Annotated in this window: 11 protein-coding genes; 8 read left to right on the forward strand and 3 right to left on the reverse strand. The window is 73.8% G+C overall.

The window, feature by feature from the left end:
* The first annotated feature begins 10 nt into the window (after positions 1–10).
* Together trpB and trpA are read left to right on the forward strand one after the other, a co-directional pair.
* Entirely contained in the window at positions 11–1,249 is a 1,239-nt protein-coding gene (trpB, locus tag OG505_RS02540) for a tryptophan synthase subunit beta (protein ID WP_405430683.1), read from the forward strand.
* A gap of 1 nt (position 1,250) precedes the next feature.
* A complete protein-coding gene (gene trpA / locus OG505_RS02545) occupies positions 1,251–2,054 on the forward strand; it encodes a tryptophan synthase subunit alpha (protein WP_405430685.1) in 804 nt (267 codons plus the stop codon).
* 259 nt (positions 2,055–2,313) lie between these two features.
* On the opposite strand, the gene OG505_RS02550 is transcribed toward trpA, so the two are convergent.
* Entirely contained in the window at positions 2,314–3,012 is a 699-nt protein-coding gene (locus OG505_RS02550; protein WP_405430686.1) for an NUDIX hydrolase, read from the reverse strand.
* Between the two features lie 101 nt (positions 3,013–3,113).
* On the opposite strand from OG505_RS02550, the gene lgt reads away from it, so the two are divergent.
* Both lgt and OG505_RS02560 read left to right on the forward strand, forming a co-directional pair.
* Complete coding sequence (gene lgt / locus OG505_RS02555; protein WP_405430687.1) at positions 3,114–4,304, forward strand: prolipoprotein diacylglyceryl transferase; 1,191 nt, start codon at positions 3,114–3,116, stop codon at positions 4,302–4,304.
* Positions 4,305–4,319: 15 nt separating this feature from the next.
* Positions 4,320–5,507 (forward strand): FAD-dependent monooxygenase, encoded by a 1,188-nt coding sequence (locus OG505_RS02560; RefSeq protein ID WP_405430688.1) that lies wholly within the window; start codon positions 4,320–4,322, stop codon positions 5,505–5,507.
* Positions 5,508–5,538: 31 nt separating this feature from the next.
* Here the strand turns inward: OG505_RS02560 and OG505_RS02565 are convergent, their stop codons facing one another.
* On the reverse strand, positions 5,539–6,375 hold the full coding sequence (locus OG505_RS02565; protein ID WP_405434348.1) for a GNAT family N-acetyltransferase: 837 nt from the start codon (positions 6,373–6,375) through the stop codon (positions 5,539–5,541).
* Between the two features lie 174 nt (positions 6,376–6,549).
* On the opposite strand from OG505_RS02565, the gene gltB reads away from it, so the two are divergent.
* The 3 genes from gltB (at position 6,550) to OG505_RS02580 (ending at position 13,444) form a co-directional block, all read left to right on the forward strand.
* Positions 6,550–11,241, forward strand: coding sequence for a glutamate synthase large subunit (gltB, locus tag OG505_RS02570; protein WP_405434350.1), 4,692 nt, complete (start codon positions 6,550–6,552; stop codon positions 11,239–11,241).
* On the forward strand, positions 11,234–12,769 hold the full coding sequence (locus OG505_RS02575; protein ID WP_405430690.1) for a glutamate synthase subunit beta: 1,536 nt from the start codon (positions 11,234–11,236) through the stop codon (positions 12,767–12,769). Before gltB ends, OG505_RS02575 begins: the two co-directional genes overlap by 8 nt.
* A 135-nt stretch (positions 12,770–12,904) precedes the next feature.
* Positions 12,905–13,444 carry a hypothetical protein gene (locus OG505_RS02580; protein WP_405430691.1) on the forward strand — a complete coding sequence of 180 codons (540 nt, stop codon included), beginning with the start codon at positions 12,905–12,907 and terminating at the stop codon, positions 13,442–13,444.
* Between the two features lie 309 nt (positions 13,445–13,753).
* Here OG505_RS02580 and OG505_RS02585 read toward each other — a convergent pair whose 3' ends face one another.
* On the reverse strand, positions 13,754–15,304 hold the full coding sequence (locus OG505_RS02585) for a M1 family metallopeptidase (RefSeq protein WP_405430693.1): 1,551 nt from the start codon (positions 15,302–15,304) through the stop codon (positions 13,754–13,756).
* Between the two features lie 190 nt (positions 15,305–15,494).
* Here OG505_RS02585 and OG505_RS02590 point away from each other — a divergent pair, with 190 nt between their 5' ends.
* On the forward strand, positions 15,495–18,026 hold the full coding sequence (locus tag OG505_RS02590) for an FtsK/SpoIIIE domain-containing protein (protein ID WP_405430695.1): 2,532 nt from the start codon (positions 15,495–15,497) through the stop codon (positions 18,024–18,026).

Raw genomic sequence — 18,026 nt, forward strand, 5'->3', positions numbered from 1 at the left:
AGGATTTCCGATGAGCGCCGATGCGCTGGCCCCGGTGGCCGGCTCGCAGCCCGACTCCGCCGGCCACTTCGGCCGCTTCGGCGGTCGGTTCGTGCCCGAGGCCCTGGTGGCCGCGCTGGACGAGCTCGACGGGGCGTGGCGTACGGCGATCGCGGACGAGTCCTTCCGGGCCGAGTTCGGGGCGCTGCTGCGCGACTACGCGGGCACGCCGTCGCTGCTCTACGAGGCCCGGCGGTTCTCCGCGAAGGTCGGCGCGCGGGTGCTGCTCAAGCGTGAGGACCTCAACCACACCGGCGCCCACAAGGTCCGCAACGTGCTCGGCCAGGCACTGCTCACCAAGCGGATGGGCAAGACCCGGGTGATCGCCGAGACCGGGGCGGGCCAGCACGGCGTCGCCACCGCGACCGCCGCCGCCCTGTTCGACCTGGAGTGCGTCGTCTACATGGGCGAGGTCGACACCGAACGGCAGGCGCTCAACGTGGCCCGGATGCGGATGCTCGGCGCCACAGTCGTCCCGGTCACCACCGGTTCGCGCACCCTCAAGGACGCGATGAACGAGGCCATGCGCGACTGGGTGGCGAACGTTGACGAGACCCACTACCTGATCGGCACCGCTGCCGGGCCGCACCCGTTCCCGGCGATGGTCCGTGACTTCGTCCGGGGCATCGGTGACGAGGCCCGTCAGCAGTGCCTCGACCTGACCGGCGCGCTGCCGGACGCCGTCACCGCCTGCGTCGGCGGCGGCTCCAACGCGCTGGGCATCTTCCACGCCTTCGTTCCCGACGAGGACGTGCGGCTCTACGGCTTCGAGGCCGGCGGCGACGGGGTGACCACCAGTCGGCACGCCGCGAGCATCACCGGCGGGTCGGCGGGTGTGCTGCACGGCGCCCGCACGTACGTGCTGCAGGACGCCGACGGGCAGACGCTGGAGTCGCACTCGATCTCCGCGGGCCTGGACTATCCGGGCATCGGGCCCGAGCATGCCTGGCTGCACGACACCGGCCGGGCCAGCTACCTGCCCGTCACCGACGCCGAGGCGATGGCCGCGTTCGAGCTGCTCTGCCGCACCGAGGGGATCATCCCGGCGATCGAGAGCGCGCACGCGCTCGCCGGCACCGTCACGCTGGCTCCGAAGCTGGCCGCCGAGCTGGGCCGGGAGCCCACCATCGTGGTCAACCTCTCCGGCCGGGGCGACAAGGACGTGCACACGGCCGGGGACTACTTCGGCATCCTCGACAAGGAGCACTGAGATGAGCCGCATCGGAGTGGCCTTCGACAAGGCCCGGGCCGACGGGCGAGCCGTGCTGGTCGGCTGCATGCCGGCCGGGTTCCCGACCGTCGAGGGCAGCATCGCGGCCATGACGGCCATGGTCGAGGCCGGCGTCGACGTCATCGAGGTCGAGATTCCGTACTCGGATCCGGTGATGGACGGCCCGGTCATCCAGAAGGCCAGCGACATCGCGCTGGCCGGCGGCGTCCGTACGTCCGACGCGCTGCGCATCATCGAGGCGGTCGCGGCGACCGGTGCGCCGGTCGTCACGATGACCTACTGGAACCCCATCGAGCGGTACGGCGTGGACGTGTTCGCCCGCGACCTCGCCGCCGCCGGCGGCACCGGTCTGATCACGCCGGACCTCATCCCCGACGAGGCTGCCGAGTGGCTGGCCGCCTCGGACGCGCACGGCCTGGACCGCACCTTCCTGGTGTCGCCGTCGTCCACCGACGCCCGGGTGGCGATGACCGTGGACAACTGCCGGGGCTTCGTCTACGCCACCGCCGTGATGGGGGTGACGGGCGCTCGGGCGCGGACGTCCGACGCCGCCCCCACGTTGGTCTCGCGGGTTCGCGCGGTCACCGACCTGCCGGTCGGTGTCGGTCTGGGCGTGGGCACCGGCGCGCAGGCCAGCACCGTCGCCGGGTACGCCGACGGGGTGATCGTCGGCAGCGCGCTCGTCCGTTGTGTGCTGGACGCCTCCTCCGAGGCCGAGGGGCTGGCCGCGCTGCGCGCCCTCAGCGCCGAACTCGCCGAGGGCGTCCGCAACCCCGCCCGCTGAACTCGGCCCCCGCCTGGCGTGTGGGCTGGCCGGTGCAACGGACGGCATGAGCGCCCGGCGTGCCTTTTGCTGAAGAGCCGTATACCTGTGAGTCATTTTTATGACTCACAGGTATACGGCTCTTCAGCGGGTGTGCTCCCCAAGGCGCAGGGCATCAACGACTCGCGGCCCCCGCTGGCCCCGGCCGGGGCCAGCGCGGCGTCAGACCGTGCGGCGTCAGGCAGCGGGATTACCGGCAGTGGATCACCGGCAGTGCGAGTCAGGGCAGAAGGGACGGGTCGGCTGCCGGCTCGCCACGCTGCTCCGGCGGCTGACCGGCCCCCGACCGCTCATCGCGATCCGCGCTCGGCCGGGCCTGCGCGGCACTGCGGTCCTGCGCGGCACTGCGGTCCTGCGCGGCACTGCGGTCCTGCGCGGCACTGCGGGCCTGCGCGGCACTGCGGTCCTGCGCGGCAGGCCGGTCCTGCGCGGTGGGGCGGCCCGGCGGCGTGGGGGTGACGGTGTCGAGCGCCCAGGAGACGCGGCGCAGGACGCCGGAGCGGCCGGCGAGCCCGTCGGTGACGGCTGCCCGGGTGAGTGGGGTGACGGCCTCGGGCAGCGCGCCGGGGGCGTGCCAGGACAGCCGGCAGCCCGGCGGCGGGTCGGCGCTCGGCCGGCCCGCGGCGACACGCGCGCGGAACACGTGCACCAGGATGTCCGGCAGCGGCCCGGCCCGGCCGGCCCGCGTCTGCGTCGTCGGACCGTCGAGGTGGTAGACGCCCACCAGGTCGACCAGGTCGATCTCCCAGCCGGTTTCGGCGCGGATGTCGCGCAGCGCCGCCCGCACCGGGCTCTCCGCCGGGCGCAGCCGGCCGCCGGGCAACGCGTACCGGCGCTGGCCCCGGCCCTGGCGGCAGAGCAGCACCCGGCCGGCGTCGTCGGTGACGACCGCGGCGACCGCCCAGGTGAGCACGCTCATGGACAAAGAGCGTACGGCGGCGCAAACCAGAAGTCATCGGGATCCGTGCGCGGCGGCCCGGGGTGCCGCTGCGGGGGTGCGCAGCGGTAGCGTGTGCACCCGTGACCATCGCCTCGCTGTCCCCCCAGGCGGCCCTGCCCAGTCCCAGCACCGCGGTATGGCAGCTCGGGCCGGTTCCGATCCGGGCGTACGCGCTGTGCATCATCGCCGGCATCGTGCTGGCCTGCTGGGTGACCGAACGCCGCCTGCGTCAGCGCGGCGTCGCGCCCGGGGCGGTGCTCGACATCGCCGTCTGGGCGGTGCCCGCGGGCATCATCGGCGCCCGGATCTACCACGTGATCACCTCTCCGGAGAAGTACTTCGGCGCCGGTGGCGAACCGCTGAAGGCGTTCGCCATCTGGGAGGGCGGTCTCGGCATCTGGGGCGCCGTCGCCGGTGGGGCGATCGGCGCGTGGATCGCAGCCCGCCAGCTGGGCATTCCGTTCGGCGTGGTGGCCGACGCGCTCGCGCCCGGGCTGCCGCTGGCCCAGGCCGTCGGGCGGCTCGGCAACTGGTTCAACAACGAGCTGTTCGGTGGCCGTACGACGCTGCCGTGGGGCCTGGAGATCCACCGGATGGACCCGGACAACCCGGGGCACGCGCTGCGGGACGACGCTGGGCAGCCGATCCTCGAACCCGGCCTCTACCACCCGACGTTCCTCTACGAGGCGCTGTGGAATCTCGGCGTGGTCGCGCTGGTCCTCATCCTGGACCGGCGGTTGCGGCTCGGGCGGGGCCGGGCGTTCGCGCTGTACGTGATGGGCTACACCGTCGGCCGGTTCTGGATCGAGCTGATGCGCACCGACGAGGCGAACCAGATCTTCGGCGTACGGCTCAACGTCTGGACGGCCGCCCTGGTCTTCCTCGGCGCGTTGGTCTACTTCGTGCGGGTCCGCGGCCCCCGGGAGTACCTGATCCCGATCGGTCTGGCGGGCACCCCCACGCCGCCCACCACGTCCGACCTGTCCCAGGTCGACCTCTCCGAGGGCCAGACCAGCGCGCGTGCCGCCGCCCCCGAGGGTTACCGGGTGGTCAGCGAGGAGCAGTACGACACCTGGCGGGACACCGGCGTGGCGCCGCCGGAGGCGGACGACGAGGTACGCCCCGAGGGCGCCGAGCCGCTCGACGCCGAGGCGACCGACGACGAGGCAGCCAGCACCCGCGCCGACGAGCCGGTGGATGACACGCGGGAGGCGCGCGACGAGGACCGGGCCGACGCCTCCGGCGTGCGCCCCGCCGACCGGGACAGCTGAGCGGGGGCGGCACCGATGCGAAGCGCGGTGGTGGTCGGCGCCGGGGTCGGAGGCCTCGCGGTCGCCGGCGCGCTGGCCCGGTCCGGTTGGCAGGTCACCCTGCTGGACCGCGCCGAGCGGGTCCGCCCCGAACCGACCGCCGTGGTGCTCTGGCCCAACGGCGTCCGCGCGTTGCAGGCCCTCGGCCTCGGCGCCGGTCTGGCCGCCATCGCGACCCCGCTGCCCGACGGTGGGGTCCGCCGCCCGGACGGGCACTGGCTGGTGCAACCCCGGCCGACGCCGGCCGACCGGATGCCGGTGGTGGTGCACCGGGAGGACCTGCACGACGCGTTGATCGCCGGCCTCGGTGACCGGGTCGAGCTGCGTACCGGGGTGACCGTTCGCCACGTTCGCGTCGAGTCGGGCGAACGCCCGGGTGTGAGCGACGGACGGCACACCATCGAGGCCGACCTGGTGGTCGCCGCGGACGGCACGGACAGCGTCATCCGTCGCCAACTGGCCCCCGAGTCCGGCGTGGTCAGCTCGGGCTGTGCGGCCTGGCGGGCTGTCATCCCCTGGTACCGGGCGCCTCGGCTGCCCGCCGACCAGCCGATCGCCGGGGAGGTCCTCGGCGCGGGCTACCGGTTCGTGGCCGCCTCGCTGGGCGAGCGGGGCTCATCGGGTGGTTCCAGCCGGGGTGGCATCTACTGGGTCGCCACCGCCGCTGGTGCTCCCCGCCCCGAACCGCCGGAGACCCAGCTCGCCCTCCTGCGCCGCTGGTATGCCGGCTGGCCGGCGCCGATCGCCGCGCTGCTCGACGCCACCGACCCGAGCGACCTGGTGCAGCAGGAGGTCCGTGAGCTGCGCCCGTTGCCCCGCGCCTACGGCTTCGGAGTCGGGCCGGGCGGGGTGGTGCTGCTCGGTGACGCGGCGCACGCCATGCCGCCGCACCTCGGTCAGGGCGCCTGCCTCGCGTTCGAGGACGCCGCGACGCTCGCCTCGCTGCTGCGCGAGGCCCGCCTGCCCGACGCCGTGCAGACGTACGACCGGGTGCGCCGTCCCCGGGCGGCGACCGTGGTCCGCCAGACCCGGCGCATGTCGGCGGTGCTCCAGACCCGGGGCCGGTTGGCGCTGCGCGCCCGCGACGCGGCGCTCGGCACCATCAACTCGCGGCTGCTCTCCAGCGCCGCCGCCTCCGCGGCGCAGTGGCGTCCGCCGGCCTGACCGTCCCCGTGGCTCCGGGAAACCGCGCGGTTCAGGGGATCAGGGCGGCGGGCTCGGCGATGCAGGCGGTGCCGATGCGGCGGAAGCCGACCCGCAGGTAGACCCGTGCGATCGCCTCGCTGCCCGCGGAGAGGAAGACGAGGCCGGTGCCGGCGGCGAGCAGTTCACGGGCGAGGGTGGCGGTCAGGGCGGCGCCGATGCCGCGACGGCGGACGGCCGGCAGGGTGGCTACCCCGGCGATCTCCGCGACGTCGTCCACCCGCATCGCCATGCCGCTGGCCAGCGCGCCCTCGGTCGGCGTGCCGGCCAGCGCGGAGATCCGCCGGCCGTCGGCGATCCGGGCCCGCTCCTCATCCAGCGCGGCGAGCTCCAACTCGGTGACCGCCGCGTCACGCTCGGCCGGCCCGGCCGGGCCGGGCTCGGTGCCCGCGGCGCCGAACGCCACGGCCGCCACCGCCCGGCGGGCGGCCACGTCGGCGGCGAAGTCGGGCGAGTCCGCCGCCAGCACCCGCACGGGTACGTCGGAGAGCGTCGCCGGGTCGGGCAACGCGGCCGGGTCGAGGACCATCAGCGGGGCCTCCAGCACGTTCAGCCCCGCCGAGCGGGCCACCGCCAACAGCTCCGGGGTCGTCTCGTGCACCCACTCGAAGGCCTCCGGCAGGCCCAGTTCCCGCTGGCGCTCCCGCACCGATGTCACGTCGGCCAGGGACGGCGCCTCGGTGACGCCGATCCGGGGACGGGCGTAGAACGGCCAGCCGGCACCCTCGCGGACGAACAGCACCAACTTGCCGTGGTCCTCGGCACCGGCGACGTCGCGGGGCACCGCGTCGTAGAAACGTTCCAACCGGTCGAAGATGTCCTTGTGCACCGAATCCACTGCGCGAGACTACACGTCCCAGACTCTGGACGGTGTGATCAATCTTGAGTGGCCTTGTGCCCTCAGCCCTAACGTAGACTCAATAGACCCACGGGCCGACGTCGTCCCCACCATGATCCAACCTGAGTGACGACAGGAGGCCCGGTGGCTCAGCCGTACGCGGACATCACACAGCCGCACCCGCACAGCCCACAGAAGTCCCCGACGCCCGGCCCCCATCCGCCCGCCCAGGGCCTCTACGACCCGGCGCAGGAGCACGACGCCTGCGGGGTGGCCTTCGTGGCGGACATGCACGGCCGACGGTCCCATGCGGTCGTCGCCAACGGGCTCGGTGCGCTCTGCCGTTTGGACCACCGGGGCGCCCGGGGCGCGGAGCCCAACACCGGTGACGGCGCGGGCATCATGATCCAGGTCCCGGACGCGTTCCTGCGCGCGGTCGCGGACGTCACGCTGCCACCGGCCGGCGAGTACGCCACGGGCCTGGTGTTCCTGCCCGACGACGACGCCGCCGAGGCCCGTGCCCGCCGGGTGGTCGAGAAGTACGCGCTGGTCGAGGGCGCGGACCTGCTCGGCTGGCGGGACGTGCCGATCGAGCCGCAGGGCCTCGGCGACACCGCCCTGGCGGCCATGCCCCGGGTGCGGCAGGTCTTCGTGGCCGCCCACCGCCTCACCGACTCGCCCGCCGGGCCGGCCGGTTCCGCGCTGAGCGGCATCGACCTGGACCGGGTGGCCTTCTGCCTGCGCAAGCAGGCCGAGCGGGAGACCGCCGAGCGGGGTGTGCCGGCGTACTTCCCGTCGCTGTCCAGCCGCACCATGGTCTACAAGGGCATGCTCACGCCCGACCAACTGCCGGCGTTCTACCCCGACCTGCGCGACGAGCGGGTGGAGAGCGCGATCGCGCTGGTCCACTCCCGCTTCTCCACCAACACGTTCCCGTCCTGGCCGCTGGCGCACCCGTACCGGTTCATCGCCCACAACGGCGAGATCAACACGATCCGGGGCAACCGCAACTGGATGCAGGCCCGCGAGGCGCTCCTGCGCTCGCCGAACGTGCCGGGCAACATCCGGCGGGTCTTTCCGGTCTGCACCCCCGCCGCCTCCGACTCGGCGAACTTCGACGAGGTGCTGGAGCTGCTGCACCTGGCCGGGCGGAGCCTGCCGCACGCGGTCCTCATGATGATCCCGGAGGCCTGGGAGAACGACCCCGACATGGACCACTGTCGGAGATCCTTCTACCGCTTCCACGCCAGCCTCATGGAGCCGTGGGACGGTCCGGCGTCGGTGGCCTTCACCGACGGCGAGATCGTCGGCGCGGTGCTGGACCGCAACGGGCTGCGCCCGGGGCGCTGGTGGCAGACCGAGGACGGCCTCGTGGTGCTCGGCTCCGAGGCGGGCGTGCTCGACTTCGACCCCGCCCACGTCGTCGCGAAGGGGCGACTCCAGCCGGGCCGGATGTTCCTGGTCGACACCGTGGCCGGGCGGATCGTGCACGACGACGAGATCAAGTCCGAGTTGGCCGCCGCGCAGCCGTACGGCGAGTGGCTGCACGCCGGGCTGATCGAGCTGGACGACCTGCCGCCGCGTGAGCACACCGTCTACACCCACGACTCGGTGCGCCGCCGCCAGCAGACCTTCGGCTACACCGAGGAGGAGCTGAAGGTCCTGCTCGCGCCGATGGCGCGTAGTGGCGCGGAGCCGCTGGGCTCGATGGGCACGGACACCCCGATCTCGCCGCTGTCCACCCGGCCGCGGCTGCTCTACGACTACTTCCACCAGCTCTTCGCCCAGGTGACGAATCCGCCGCTGGACGCCATCCGCGAGGAGCTGGTGACCAGCCTGGTGTCGACGATCGGGCCGGAGGGCAACCTGCTCGACCCGGGCGCGGCGAGCTGCCGACAGATCGTGCTGCCGCACCCGATCATCGACAACGACGAGCTGGCGAAGATCCTCTCCATCGACGAGGACGGCGACCTGCCCGGCTTCAAAGCGGTGCGGGTCTCCGGGCTGTACCGCATCCGCGAGGGCGCCGCCGGGATCAAGGCGCGACTGATCGAGATCTGCCGGCACGTCTCCGAGGCCATCGAGGACGGCGTGCGCATCCTGGTGCTCTCCGACCGGGACTCCAACGCCGATCTCGCGCCGATCCCGTCGTTGCTGCTCACCGCCGCCGTGCACCAGCACCTGGTGCGGGAGCAGACGCGTACCCAGGCGGCGCTGATCGTGGAGTCCGGCGACTGCCGAGAGGTGCACCACGCGGCGGTCCTGATCGGGTACGGCGCGGCGGCGGTCAACCCGTACCTGGCGTTCGAGTCCGTGGAGGACATGATCAACACGGGCGCGCTGGCCGGCGTGCCGCCCACGGTCGCGGTACGCAACTACGCCAAGGCGCTCGGCAAGGGCGTTCTGAAGATCATGTCGAAGATGGGCATCTCGACGGTCTCGTCGTACTGCGGTGCGCAGGTCTTCGAGGCGGTCGGCCTGGACACCCGGCTGATCGAGCGTTACTTCCGGGGCACCCCGAGCCGGATCGGCGGCGTCGGGCTGGCCGGTGTGCACGCCGAGGTGGCCGCCCGACACGCGCTGGCCTGGCCGCCGGCGGGCTCCGCCGCCTCCGACCGGTTGGAGGTCGGTGGCGAGTACCAGTGGCGCCGCGAGGGTGAGCTGCACCTGTTCAACCCGGAGACGGTCTTCCTGCTCCAGCACGCCACCCGCAGCCGGCAGTACGACGTCTTCCGGGAGTACACCGCGAAGGTCGACGCGCTCGCCGCGCAGGCCGGCTCGCTGCGTGGGCTGTTCACCCTGCGCACCGGCGTCCGCCCGGCGGTGCCGATCGAGGAGGTCGAGCCGGCCACCGAGATCGTCAAGCGGTTCGCCACCGGCGCCATGTCGTACGGCTCGATCTCGGCCGAGGCGCACGAGACGCTGGCCATCGCGATGAACCGCCTCGGCGGCAAGTCCAACACCGGCGAGGGTGGCGAGGACGTCGATCGGCTGCACGACCCGCTGCGGCGCTCCTCGGTCAAGCAGATCGCCAGCGGTCGGTTCGGTGTCACCAGCGAATACCTGGTCAACGCGGACGACCTGCAGATCAAGATGGCCCAGGGCGCCAAGCCCGGCGAGGGCGGCCAGCTGCCCGGCAACAAGGTCTGGCCGTGGATCGCCCGGACCCGGCACGCCACTCCCGGCGTCGGCCTGATCTCGCCGCCGCCGCACCACGACATCTACTCCATCGAGGATCTGGCCCAGCTCGTGCACGACCTGAAGTGCGTCAACCCGGCCGCCCGGGTGCACGTCAAGCTGGTCAGCGAGGTGGGTGTGGGCACCGTCGCCGCCGGTGTGGCCAAGCTCAAGGCCGACGTCATCCTGATCTCCGGCCACGACGGCGGCACGGGCGCGTCCCCGATGAACTCGCTCAAACACGCCGGCACCCCGTGGGAGCTGGGGCTGGCCGAGGCGCAGCAGACGCTGCTGCTCAACAAGCTGCGTGACCGGGTCACCGTGCAGGTCGACGGCCAGCTCAAGACCGGCCGGGACGTGCTGATCGCGGCGCTGCTCGGCGCGGAGGAGTTCGGCTTCGCGACCGCGCCGCTGATCGTCTCGGGCTGCGTGATGATGCGGGTCTGCCACCTGGACACCTGCCCGGTCGGCATCGCCACCCAGAACCCGGTGCTGCGGGAGCGGTACACGGGCACGCCGGAGTTCGTGGAGAACTTCTTCCTGTTCCTCGCCGAGGAGGTTCGGGGCTACCTGGCCGAGCTGGGCTTCCGGTCCATCGAGGAGGCCATCGGGCAGACCGAACTGCTCGACGTGGCCCCGGCGGTGTCGCACTGGAAGGCACACGGGCTCGATCTGGCACCCGTCCTGCACCTGCCGGAACTGCCCGCCGGCGCTGCCCGGCGCGGGGTGCGCGCCCAGGACCACGGCCTGGAGCACGCCCTGGACAACGAGCTGATCGCGCTCGCCCGGCCGGCGCTGTCCGAGGGCACGCCGGTCCGCGTCGAGGTCGCGGTGCGCAACGAGCACCGCAGCGTCGGCGCGATGCTCGGCGGCGAGGTGACCCGCCGCTTCGGCGGCACCGGCCTGCCCGAGGACACCGTCGAGTTCGTGCTGCACGGCACCGCCGGGCAGTCGTTCGGCGCGTTCCTGCCGCGCGGGGTGACCCTGCGTCTGCACGGCGACGCCAACGACTACGTGGGCAAGGGCCTCTCCGGGGGCCGGCTCATCGTCCGTCCGGACGCCGCCGCGCCGTTCCTCGACCCCGACGCCGAGCCGGGGCAGCGTGCGGAGGATCAGATCATCGCCGGCAACACCATCCTGTACGGAGCCACGGCGGGCGAGGTCTTCCTGCGCGGCCGGGTGGGGGAGCGGTTCGCGGTCCGCAACTCCGGCGCGGTCGCCGTCGTCGAGGGCGTCGGCGACCACGGCTGCGAGTACATGACCGGCGGCACGGTGGTGGTGCTCGGCGCGACCGGCCGCAACTTCGCCGCCGGCATGTCCGGCGGGACAGCGTTCGTGCACCTGTTGGACCGGGCCCGGGTCAACACCGAACTGGTCGACCTCGCGCCGCTGGGCGAGCAGGAGCAGGCGCTGCTGCACGAGCTGGTGCAGCGACACGTGGCCGAGACCGGGTCGGCGGTCGCCGAGGACCTGCTCAAGCGCTGGCCGGAGGCGGTGTCCGAGTTCACCGCCGTGGTACCCCGCGACTACCGCCGGGTGCTGGAGATCATGCGGGCCGCCGAAGCAGCCGGCCGCGACGTCGACGACGCGGTCATGACAGAACTGACCGCACCCGCTGTGCCGGCGATGCCGGTGCCGCCCGCCCCGCGGGTGGCTGCCCAGGAGGTGGCACGTGCCTGACCCGAACGGTTTCCTGCGCTACGACCGGCGGCTGCCGGCCCGCCGCCCGGTGCCGGTGCGGATCAGCGACTGGCGGGAGGTGTACCCGCCGGCCGGCGAGGACCTCATCCGCGAGCAGGCCACGCGATGCATGGACTGCGGCATCCCGTTCTGCCACGACGGCTGCCCGCTGGGCAATCGCATCCCGGACTGGAACGACCTGGTCCGCACCGGCAACTGGGACGCCGCGGTGGAGTCGTTGCACGCCACCAACAACTTCCCGGAGTTCACCGGCCGGCTCTGCCCGGCGCCCTGCGAGGCGGCCTGCGTGCTGGGTATCGCCGGCGGCCAGCCGGTCACCATCAAGCAGGTCGAGGTGGAGATCGCCGACGCGGCCGCGGCGCGCGGGTTCACCCCGCGCCCGGTGCCGGCGCCGTCGGGCCGGTCGGTCGCCGTGGTCGGTTCCGGGCCCGCCGGCCTGGCCGCCGCCCAGCAACTGGCCCGCGCCGGTCACGCCGTGACGGTGTACGAGCGCGACGACGCGATCGGCGGCCTCCTCCGGTACGGCATCCCCGACTTCAAGTTGGAGAAGCGGCACATCGACGCCCGGTTGGCGCAGCTCGCCGCCGAGGGGGTGCGCTTCCGCACCGGTGTGAACGTCGGCGTCGACGTCACCGCCGAGCAGTTGCGCGCGGAGCACGACGCGGTGCTGCTGGCCTGCGGGGCCTTGCAGGGCCGGGACACCCCCGAGACCCCGGGGCGGGCGCTGCGGGGCGTACACCAGGCGATGGCGCACCTGGTCGCGGCGAATCGCGCGGTCGCCACGGCGGCCGGCGGCGGGCCTGGCGTGGCGGTCACCGGCGAGGGCCGGGCGACCCGCGCGGTGCTGCCGGACGGCACGCCGATCGACGCGTCCGGCAAGCACGTGGTGATCATCGGTGGCGGGGACACGGCGGCCGACTGCCTCGGCGTCGCCCACCGGCAGGGCGCCGCCGGCGTGCACCAGCTCGACCTGTACCCGCAGCCGCCGAGCGAGCGCGACGAGGCCCGGGACCCGTGGCCGACGTGGCCGTGGGTCCTGCGCAGCTACCCGGCGCACGAGGAGGGTGGCGAGCGGGTCTTCGCCGTGGCCGTGCAGGAGTTCGTGGACGACGGCACCGGCCAGGTGTGCGCGATGCGGATCGCCGAGGTGACTGTCGAGAAGCGCGACGGCCGGCGGATGGTCACCGTCGTCCCGGGCTCCGAGCGGGAGCTGCCGGCGGATCTGGTGCTGTTGGCGATCGGGTTCGAGGGCACCGAGCAGCAGCCGCTGCTGGAGCAGTTCGGGGTGACCCGCAACCCGCGGGGGGCGATCGACGCCCGCGACGACTGGCAGACCGCCGCCGACGGCGTGTTCGTCGCCGGTGACATGCACCGGGGCGCCTCGCTGATCGTGTGGGCCATCGCCGAAGGGCGCGCGGCGGCCGCCGCGATCCACGGTTACCTGGGTGGTGCCGGCGCGTTGCCAGCGCCGGTCGGTCCGGCCGCGCAGCCGCTCGCCGTTCGCTGACTGGCCGTTCGCTGAGGAGTTTCGGCGCCGTCCGGCCGACGCGGCAGACACCTGCCGCGCCGGCCGGACGTCGGTGAGACAGCTGTCACCGCTGGCGGGCCGAACCGGCACGAAGATCATCGTTACGCTGCGGTCATGGACATCGAGGAGCGGTTGCGGCGTACGCGTCGATGGCTGTGGATCGTGCTGATCGGCCTCTTCCTGAGCGGTGCCACCGCTTTCCCGCTGGAGATCGAGGTGCGCTGGCTGCTGCGCGCGCTGGACCCGATCGCCGGCCAGGTGCCGGCGCTCGTCGACTGGATCGAGCGGGTCCACACCGGCCTCGTGACGGCGGGGCAGGACTACCCGTTCCTGCTCTACGGCACCGACTGGCTGGCCTTCGCCCACCTGGTGCTGGCGGTGGCGTTCTGGGGGCCGCTGCGTGACCCGGTGCGCAACGTCTGGGTGGTGCAGGTCGGCATGATTGCCTGCGCGGGGATCGTTCCGCTGGCGCTGATCTGCGGCCCGATCCGGGACATCCCGTGGTTCTGGACGCTCATCGACCTGTCCTTCGCGGTCGGGGCGTTCCCGCCGCTCTGGTTCGCCTACCGGCACATCCGCGCCGTCGAGGCGAGCACGGCCGAGGCGGCGGGGTCCCCGGCGACCGTGGACCGTTCGGTGACGCCGGCGTCCTGAGACGCGATCGACCGGCTCCGCAGCAGCCTGCGCGACCCGGTCCACCCCGAATCCGACAGCTGGCGACGACTCCGGCCCGGCGGCCAACCACCTCTGCGGGTCCTTTGCTCTGCTTCACTCCACGCAACACCGCACGTCCGATAGTCGGACAACCGGTGTTGCGTCCGTTGAAGCAGAGCAAAGGACGCGTGGGGGAGGAGCGACGGGGCGCAGCGGTGGTAGGTGAGATCGCTCCGGCGGGACCAGCGGGGACGCAGAAAGGCCCGCCGCCTGGGCGACGGGCCTCCCGGGTGACGACTGCCGCTAGTGCTAGTGCGACAGCAGGCCGTGCGCCTCGTGCGCCTCGTGGGACTCCCGGATCTTGGCCCAGGACTTCGGCTCGGCCGGCGGGGCGGCCTTGCGGGCGGCGCTGGCCACGTCGGGCCGGCCCGCGGTGAACAGCCAGGTGGTGAACAGCTCGTCCAGGTCCAGACCGGAGATCCGCTCGGCCAGCGCCTGGAACTCTTCGATGGTGCCGTTGCCGTACCGGTGCTCGGCCGTCCACGCCGGCAGGATCGCGAAGAACGCGTCGTCGCCGACGGCCAGCCGGAGCTGGTGCAGGGTCATCGCGCCCCGGTCGTAGACCGCGTTGTCGAAGACCCGGTCCGCGCCCGGGTCACCCGGCAGCACCTGCCAGAACTCGTCGTCTGCGGGGTAGCTGGCGTAGGCGAAGTCGAAGACCTCCTGCGCGGTGCCCTCGTCCTGCTCCTCGGACCAGAGCCACTCGGCGTACGAGGCGAAGCCCTCGTTGAGCCAGATGTTGCGCCACTCGGCCACCGAGACCGAGTCGCCGAACCACTGGTGGGCGTTCTCGTGGGCGACCACGTACGTGTTGGCGCCGCGACGCCAGAAACCCGGGCCGTACACCGGGCGGGTCTGCGTCTCCAGGGCGAAGCCGATGCCGTCCACCGGACCGGCCACGCCACCTCGCGCCTCGAACGGGTACGGGCCGAAGATCCCGCTCTCCCAGTCGGTGATCTCGCCGGTCCGTTCGATGCTGGCCCGCGCGGCCGGCCCGAGCGCACCCAGCGAGGTGCTGTACGCGTTGATCACCGGCTGACCGCCCGGCGTGGTGTCGGTGACGATGTCGTACTGACCGATCGCCATGAAGGCCAGGTAGGTGGCGGTGGGGGAGGTGGTCCGCCAGATCCACCGGGTGCGGTTGCCGGCCTCGGCCGCCGGCGGCCGGGGCTGCACGCCATTGCTGATCACCTCGACGCCGGTGGGCACCGAGACGGAGATGTCGAAGGTGGCCTTGTCCAGCGGGTGATCGTTGCTCGGGAACCACCACCACGCCGACTCGGGCTCGTTGACCGCGAGTGCCCCGTCGTCGGTGCGCGTCCAACCGGTGTAGCCGCCGACCAGGGTCTCCGATGGGATGCCGTCGTAGCGCACCACGATGGTGAGCTGCTGGCCCCGGGTGATCGTGCGGGCCGGGGTGACCACCAGCTCGTGCGCGCCCGCTCTGGCGGTGCGGGCCTCCCAGCCGTTGACCCGCACCGACTCGACGTCGAGCAGGAAGTCCAGGTTGAACGCCGAGAGGTCCTGCGTCGCGGTGGCGAGGATCGTGGTGGTGCCGGTGAGCCGGTCGGTGGCCGGCTCGTAGCGCAGCCGGACGTCGTAGTGCGAGACGTCGTAGCCGCCGTTGCCGTAGTCGGGGAAGTAGGTGTCGTTCAGGCCCGGAGCGCCGGGTTGCGGCGCGGCCGAGACGACGGGCCGGCCCCAGCCCGTCGGGGCGGCCGGGGCGGGTGCGCCGGCGAGCATGGTGCCGGCGGCGGTGAGGGTCAGGGCGGCGGTGGCCGCCGTGAGGACTCGTCGCACGAGGTGGACTCCCTCCATCGGGTGTACGCACCGCCAACCTAATCGACAACTGTGAACGTCGCCGGCCCGGCGCGCTGCGGGCGTGTCACGGCGTCGGCCGTCGCGAAAGCGCGGGTCGCTACTGTCCCGGTGTCACCGCTGTCCGTTAGGGTTTCGGCGAACCGGACGGCCGTGGCGTGGGAGGCAGAGCGTGGGCAGGCTCGCGTCGGCGTACGGGCAGGCGGTCACCGCCCACCGGGCGGCCCGCGCACACCTGGATGCCGCCCGGGGCGTGCTCGGCGCGGCGCCGGCTCCGCCGCCGCAGTCGGGCGGGGGTGACCTCGTGGTCCGACTCGCGCGCCTCGGCGGTGCGCTGGCCACCCCCACCCCCGGCGCCACCGCGTTGACCGACTCACCGGCCGCGGTGCGCATCGGCGAGGCGTCCACTGCGGACGGCGGCTTCCCGGTTTTGCTGCCGCTCGGTAGCGGCCACCACCTGGCACTGGACACCGACGCCCGGGACGGGCGCGTCGGCGCGCTGCTGCGGGCGCTGGTGCTGCGGCTGGTCGCCACCGCGCCGGCCGGTCGGGTCCGGGTCGCCGGCATCGACACCGCCGCGCTGGGCGCCACCTTCGGCCCGCTGCGCCCGCTGCTCGACGCGGGCGTGCTCGACCCGCCGGCCACCAGCGAGGCCGAGGTGGTCGCCCTGCTGGCCGCGGCCGAACGGCATGCCCGCGCCGCCCAGCACGCCGAGCCCTCCACCCGGCAGTTGCTGCTGGTGGTCGCCACCGCCGCCCCGCCGCCGCGCGAGCTGGCCCGGCTCGCCGCGCTCACCCACGCCGGCCCGGCCGCCGCCGTCTGCGTGCTCCTCGCCGGCCATCCGTCCCGGCTGCCCGGCGAGACCGCACCGCCGCTGGGCAGCACCACCGCCCTGCGGGTCAGCGAGGGGTACGCGCACGTCGGCGACCCGCCCGGCGTCCCGTTCAGCGCCGACGGCAGTGGCCTCGCCGCCCCGGTGCTGCTCGACGGCGACCCGCCGCCGGCCTCGGTCCGCGCGCTCGCCGAGCACCTCGGCGCCGCCGCCCGCCGCGCCGACGCGCTGCCCTTCGCCGAGCTGCTGCCCGAGCGGCGCTGGGCCGAGTCCGCGGCCAACGGGCTGCGCACCGTCGTCGGCCGGGCCGGCCCCGCGCCGCTGACCGTCGCCTTCGACGACGCCACCCCGCACTGGCTGGTCGGCGGGCGCACCGGCGCCGGCAAGACCGTCTTCCTCCTGGACGTCCTCTACGGGCTGGCCGCGCGCTACTCGCCGGCCGAGTTGCAGCTCTACCTGCTCGACTTCAAGGAGGGCGTCAGCTTCACCGAATTCGTACCCACCGGGCGTGACCCGTCCTGGCTGCCGCACGCCCGGGCCGTCGGCATCGAATCCGACCGCGAGTACGGCCTGGCCGTGCTGCGCGAGCTGCGCCGGGAGGCACAGCGCCGGGCCACCGCGCTGAAGCGGCACGGCGTCACCAAGCTCGCCGACCTGCCGCGGGACAATCCGCTGCCGCGCATCGTGGCCGTCATCGACGAGTTCCACGTGCTGCTCGCCGGCAACGACGCGCTGGCCCGCGAATCCGTGGACCTGCTGGAGGAGCTGGCCCGCAAGGGCCGCTCCTACGGCATCCACCTGGTGCTGGCCAGTCAGAGCATGACCGGCATCGAGGCGCTCTACGGTCGGGCCGAGGCGATCTTCGGGCAGTTCGCGCTGCGAGTGGCGCTGCCCGGCGGCGGGGGTGTCCTCGACCAGCTCAACGACGCCGCCGCGGCCCTGCCGATCGGTTCCGCCGTGGTCAACAGCGCCGCCGGCGCGGTCGGCGCCGACACCGTGCTGCGCTTTCCCGACGCGCACGCCGCCGCGGCCGACCTCGCCGCGCTGCGCCACGAGCTGTGGCAGGCCCGCCCGCCGGGCTCGCGGGCCCCGGCGGTCTTCAAGGGGTACGAGGCGGCGCGCGTCGAGGACGACTCCACCTTCGCGGGGCTGCGCCCCGGTGGCCGACGCCCCATGGCGCTGGTCGGCCGAACGGTCGACGTGCACGGCACCACCGCGCTGTTCCTGATGGACTCCACCCCCGGCCGGCACCTCGCCGTGGTGGGCACCGCACCGGCCGGCGCGGACGTGCTGCGCGCCGCCGCGCTGAGCCTGGCCCGCCAACACACCCCCGGCGACGCCCGGTTCCAGGTGGCCTCCCTGGTCACCGCCGCCGACCCGGTCGCGGCCGAGACCGAGAGCGTGCTGCGGGCCGCCGGTCACCCGGTGCACCGCCTCGACGCGGCCGGCCTGCGCGACCGGATCGCCACGCTGGCCGCCGAGCCGGCCGGCCGCGAATACCTGGTGGTGTTCGGGATGGACGCCGCCGCCCCGGTCCTCGGCGCGGCCGACCCGGTCACGTTCCGCTCCGGCCTGGACGACCTGCGTACGCTGCTGCGCCACGGCCCCGCCCAGGGCGTGCACCTGCTCGGCTGGTGGCGCGGCCTGCGGCGGCTCTCCGACGACCTCGGCGGCACCCAGAACCGCGACGACGTCGCCTGTCTCGTCGCGCTCAACGTGCCCGGCGCCGAGCTGGCCCTGCACCTCGGGGTGCACGATCTGGCCTACACGCCGCGCGCCGACCGGGCGCTGCTGGTCGACCGACACGACCAGCGCACCAGGCTGATCGTGCCGTTCGCCCGCGACGGGTACGAGCCGCACGGGGAGCGTTGA

This window comes from Micromonospora sp. NBC_00617, from assembly GCF_045161355.1.
Lineage (GTDB): Bacteria > Actinomycetota > Actinomycetes > Mycobacteriales > Micromonosporaceae > Micromonospora.

Coding starts and splice junctions, on each gene's coding strand:
- OG505_RS02550 (WP_405430686.1), bottom strand. CDS start 3,012: ATGAGCGTGCTCACCTGGGCGGTCGCCGCGGTCGTCACCGACGACGCC.
- OG505_RS02580 (WP_405430691.1), top strand. CDS start 12,905: ATGGACATCGAGGAGCGGTTGCGGCGTACGCGTCGATGGCTGTGGATC.
- trpA (WP_405430685.1), top strand. CDS start 1,251: ATGAGCCGCATCGGAGTGGCCTTCGACAAGGCCCGGGCCGACGGGCGA.
- trpB (WP_405430683.1), top strand. CDS start 11: ATGAGCGCCGATGCGCTGGCCCCGGTGGCCGGCTCGCAGCCCGACTCC.
- OG505_RS02560 (WP_405430688.1), top strand. CDS start 4,320: ATGCGAAGCGCGGTGGTGGTCGGCGCCGGGGTCGGAGGCCTCGCGGTC.